3 protein-coding genes are annotated in these 4,825 nt (G+C 56.8%); 1 reads left to right on the plus strand and 2 read right to left on the minus strand.

Annotated features, from left to right (window positions below; all coding sequences use genetic code 11):
• Window positions 1–93 precede the first annotated feature (93 nt).
• Window positions 94–1,626 carry a sulfatase gene (locus tag B2R17_RS16465; RefSeq protein ID WP_286764836.1) on the minus strand — a complete coding sequence of 511 codons (1,533 nt, stop codon included), beginning with the start codon at window positions 1,624–1,626 and terminating at the stop codon, window positions 94–96.
• A 143-nt stretch (window positions 1,627–1,769) separates the two neighbouring features.
• Window positions 1,770–3,506 (minus strand): hypothetical protein, encoded by a 1,737-nt coding sequence (locus B2R17_RS16470; RefSeq protein ID WP_286764837.1) that lies wholly within the window; start codon window positions 3,504–3,506, stop codon window positions 1,770–1,772.
• A 618-nt stretch (window positions 3,507–4,124) separates the two neighbouring features.
• Between B2R17_RS16470 and B2R17_RS16475 the strand changes: the two genes are divergently transcribed.
• Complete coding sequence (locus B2R17_RS16475; RefSeq protein ID WP_008666674.1) at window positions 4,125–4,673, plus strand: hypothetical protein; 549 nt, start codon at window positions 4,125–4,127, stop codon at window positions 4,671–4,673.
• Window positions 4,674–4,825 lie beyond the last annotated feature (152 nt).

Raw genomic sequence — 4,825 nt, forward strand, 5'->3', positions numbered from 1 at the left:
CGAGCACGAGCACGAGCACGAGCTAGAAGCTAGAAGCTAGAAGCTAGAAGCTAGAAGCTAGAAGCTAGAAGCCGGCGACCCCGTCGCCTCTACTCAGTCGTCGACGCGGAGCATTGGGTTCCAGTTGCCGACTTTGTATTCCGTCCGTTTTCCGGAGGCGGGCATTCCTTTGGCCATCTCAGCTTTCAGCTTCTGAGTCAGCTCGCGAATGACCTTGGCGTTGTTGGGATCTTTCTTTCGTTCGCCGTGTGCCAGGTTGGTGAACTCGTCGGGATCGTTTTGGTGATCGTAGAGTTCGGTTCCTCGTTTGCCGTCGTCCCAAAGTGTCAATCGATAACGCTCGGTTCGAATGGAATAGCCGTAATAGCGTTGTTTGGCTTGGCGATCATTTCGCGCGACCATCGACATGGAATAGCCGCGACCTGTTTCTGATGGATCACGCAACATCGGCACGAGCGATTGTCCTTGCATCAGTTCTTGCGTGGGAACGTCGCACAATTCAGCGAGTGTCGGATACAAGTCGACCAGGCCAACAGGTGACTTGGCGATCGCACCTTCCGTGCGTCCTGGTTCCGCGATGATGAGCGGCACGCCAGCGACTTTGTCGAACAAAGCCTGCTTTTGCCACAATCCTTTTTCGCCAAGGAAGTAACCGTGGTCGCTGGTGAAGACCACGATCGTGTTCTTGTCCAAACCGGTGCGTTTCAGCGTGTCGAGCACCTTTCCGACTTGCGCGTCCATGAACGTTGTGCTGGCGTAGTAAGCCTGAATCGCTTGCCGTCGCAGTTCATCGTTGAGTTGATCTTGTTCCTTCTTCTTGCTCAACAGAGCCGCGGCGGGGACGTCCGCGTTGTCTTCTTCCACGTTGTCGAACAAAGGCATGTCTTCGAGCTTGTATGGCTCGAAGTATTCCTTCGGCGCGACATAGGGCGTGTGAGGTCGATAGAAACCGACGGCCAAGAAGAACGGGCGGTCGTTGCGTTTGGCACATCGTTCCAAGACCCACGATGCATCATCGGCGAGCATTCCGTCGGTGTGAGCTTCATCGGGACGAGGGGATGCGTACCAAGAGAGTGTTCCGCCGAACGCACCTTTTCGAAGCGTGAAGATGTCTGGTTCTTCGATCAGTCGATCGCAACCGGCAGGGTTCAGTTCCAATTCCCACGACGCGGGATCGTCGTGGCCGTTGGTTCCGACCGACTTGGGAACGTTGTAGTGGTACAGTTTGCCGACTCGTCCGGCGAAGTACCCATCCAAGCGAAATGCTTGCGGAAGCGACCAACGCTGGGGGATGGAATCACGGAAGATTTGGGCGTTGCCGTGAATGCCTGTCGTGTCGGGATAGAGACCGCACAGCATTGAATTGCGTGATGGGCCGCAGAGCGGGTATTGGCAGGCGGCGTTCTCGAACAAGACACCTCGAGCGGCCAGGCGATCGATGTTGGGTGTTTGAACGATCGGGTCGCCATAACAACCGATGCGCGTGTTCAGGTCATCGGAGATAAGAAAAAGAACGTTCTTACGCTGGCTGCCTTCTTTAGCATCCGGCTCTTGCCCAAATGCCGTTGGTGAACTGAAGGCAAAGCCGAGTAAGAGTCCGAGACAAAGGATCCGTTTGATGAACATCAATGCAACTTCCGCACGAGGATTGAGACTGGTGCAGCAAGTATACACGAGCGAAACCCACGACGTTGGGATTCAACATCGTGGGTTTCAGCTTCGAAGCGATGATGTCGATTCGCGATTGGCGGCGAATCGTTTTAGCCCTTCTAGCGTTGAACGCTCTCGTCTTCGGGACGCGTGGCCAATTGAGTTTCAGCATCCATCGCGGCCGGATCCAATCCAGGATTCATCTTTGGATAAGCCGATTCAGGGACCACATCGACGGCGACAATCGATTCGATTCCGGTGGCCGTGTCCAAGCTCACGAGCCCATTGGGAATTCCATCCGGCGTGGGCGCCGGGATCGCGTCGCCATCGACCAGCATGGTCGGAATGGCTGGTGCCGACTCAGGTGCATCCGGTGCGGTGTCGGGCGTGGGTGCGGGAACCAAATCGCCATCGACCAACATGATTTCGATGATCGCCGAGTTGGGCAACTCATCGGGAACCGCGTCCGGAATCGGAGCCGGAATGACTTCGCCGTCGACGACCATCGTGTCGATCGAGTGGACGGCGTCCGGCTCCGCATCGGCGACCGGTTTCGGCACCGGTTCGCCATCGACCAACATCATCGGGACTGGTGTCGCAACGATCGACGCCAAGTCGTGGGCGACGACATCCAACACGTCCGCTTCGATGCTCGCCCGCCGACGCGAGACATCTGCCAACAATCCACCCAATTCACGCGGCGTGAAGCATTCCGCCTGATCCGCCAACTTGCTGATTTGCCAAACCGCTTCATCGAGCAAGCAGTCCGGTGACGACTTCACCACCTGGGCTTGGTGAACGTCGCCTTCATTCAAATCGTATGGCAGATACGCTTCTTCCAACGTCACGATGACGGGCGAGCTTCCCGCCAAGCGATCGATGTCTTCCTCGACAACTTCGGGTTCAGTCGCGGACTCAGCCGATGTCTCGATCGCGGGGGGCGAGTCGATCGCCGGGGCCGAGAAGTCATGCTTGGCGATGAAGGGCAAGATCACCGAGGGCTGAGTGACATCGAAAGGTTCTTCCGCTGCGAGAGCAGCCAACTCTTCGCGAACGTCGATCGTGAATTTGTGAGGCGTCGGGGTTGGCTTCGATACCTTTTCAACGACTTGGCTTTGCAGCACGTTCTCGTCAAAGTCGACTTCCGGTTTGGATTCATCCAACCACCAACGGTTCAGAGCGACCGCTTGAGCCAAGGCTTCGTCGTCGGCGACGGCTGCTCCGATGGAAGGATCCAGTTCGCCGGCAACCGGTGGCAACTTTGCTTTGGTGCGAATCATCGCGAACGGTTCAAGGAACTGTTCCAGAGGAATGCCGATTTTGGCTGCGGTCGAAGCAGCGACGGCGGCCAGCATTTCGTTGAAGTCAGATGACGTGCGTCGAACGCTGGTGGTTTGAGCGGGAGCAACGTCAGTGTCGGCTGCGGCGAGTTGCAGTCCAGAGTTTGTTTCGGCGTCGTCCGTGGCGGGCAGGTCGGCTTCTGCGGGAGCGGCTTCAGGGGAAAGGTCGACGGTGACGGTTGGGATCGAATCGTGCGTGCCAGGAATCGCGACGATCTTTTGCTGGGCTTGGTCGGTGGCGGCTGCTTCGGTTGGCTTGGCGGATTCGTCGGTCTTCTTTTCGGTTTCGTCTTTGGCTTCTTCAACGACGACAGGTGTCGGATCGATGGGGGCGGCTTCTTCGTCAAAGCGATGGACGAGAATCGAGATGCCGCCGGTCAGAGCCGTGTCCACTCGCTTGGCGTGGGCGAGTGAGGGGGCCAGTCCCGCAGCGAAGACTGAACCGGCGATTGCGACCGACAAAGCGAGGCGTTTGGCGGTACTGGAACAATGACGAATGGGGGAAAGAGTTTTCATGATTCTATTTGGGCCGGAGGTCAGCGAACGACGTCTTGGAATAATAAGTTCACTGCGAAACCGGAGTTTGTATAAATGTGATGGTGGGCTGTGAGGTGGGACAGAGCGGCAAGGCATTGCCGAAGTTGGCGCCGCCAAAATCGTCTGATGGAGATCCCGCTCCAACGCACGCTATCGGCGACTTGGAGGGCTGGGGAATTGAAATCGCCTGGGAAAGCATTTCGTTTTCACCGCGACCGTTCAGGTTGTTCCGGTTGGGTAAAGTCCAGTCGGTTTCACGCCCGGTTTGGTGAAGATTTCTCCGCAATTCGCCAGCTGAAACGGTGTTCACGACTGGCTTCGGGATGAAACCAGCGATGGACGATTGTGTGAACGTTCAGCGGTGATGCGAGCTTCCCACCATTCCCAAGCGGAACGAAGCCGGTACGCTTTTGGTTGCTGCGGCGATGTCACCGCGGCTGGTTGGTCCCGAAGAATTTCACGAGCAGGTTTGTAGTTTTGAGTTCTGCCAAAGGTCCCCTTCTCGATCCCACGATGTTGTTCCGATTCGAAGTTCGGCTGCAACAGCACGCGTTGGATTGGACCTCGCGAGGGTTGTCTCTTCCAACGTCGTGCCGGGTGCCATCCTTTGCCGCGCTGTCAGGCGGGCCGATCTACGCGGATGTTCGCATTGCCTGGGACGTTTCCGGCATCGGATTTCATTTGCTCGTCAATGGAAAACGTCAGCTGCCATGGTGCCGCGAGACCCGGTTGGACGAGAGCGATGGTCTGCATTTGTGGATGGACACGCGAAACAGTCCCAACATTCACCGAGCCACACAGCATTGCCACCGGTTTCTTTGGTTGCCCGCCGGTGGTGGCCCAAAGCGGGAACGACCCGTCGCAGCGATGGTGCCCATTAATCGGGCGCGGACGAATCCAAAGCCAATCCGGCCGGACGCTTTGAAGATTCACGCGATTCCGCGTCATGATGGTTATGAGTTATCGGGTTTGATACCCGCCGAGGCTTTGACGGGCTACGACCCGAAGGATCAATCTCAGATCGGTTTCTACTATCTCGTCGCAGACCGAGAACTGGGCAACCAAGCGTTGACGCTCAGCACTGATTTCCCCGTCGCGGAAGATCCATCGTTGTGGTCCGAAGCCGCGTTGATATCGAACTCATAGATGGTCGCAACGTTTGCGGCCACGTCCAGGAAGAGTTGCTGATTCGAAAGCGTCACGTTGGGTGAGCTATGTAGGCGTTCGCCTGGGCTGCTTACAGTTTGATGTCCTGCAGTTTGTTGATGCAGATATTAATGCTGCTTTCGCGCACCGCA

Origin of the sequence: Rhodopirellula sp. UBA1907, assembly GCF_002337565.1 — a bacterium.
In the GTDB taxonomy this organism is placed as follows: domain Bacteria; phylum Planctomycetota; class Planctomycetia; order Pirellulales; family Pirellulaceae; genus Rhodopirellula; species Rhodopirellula europaea.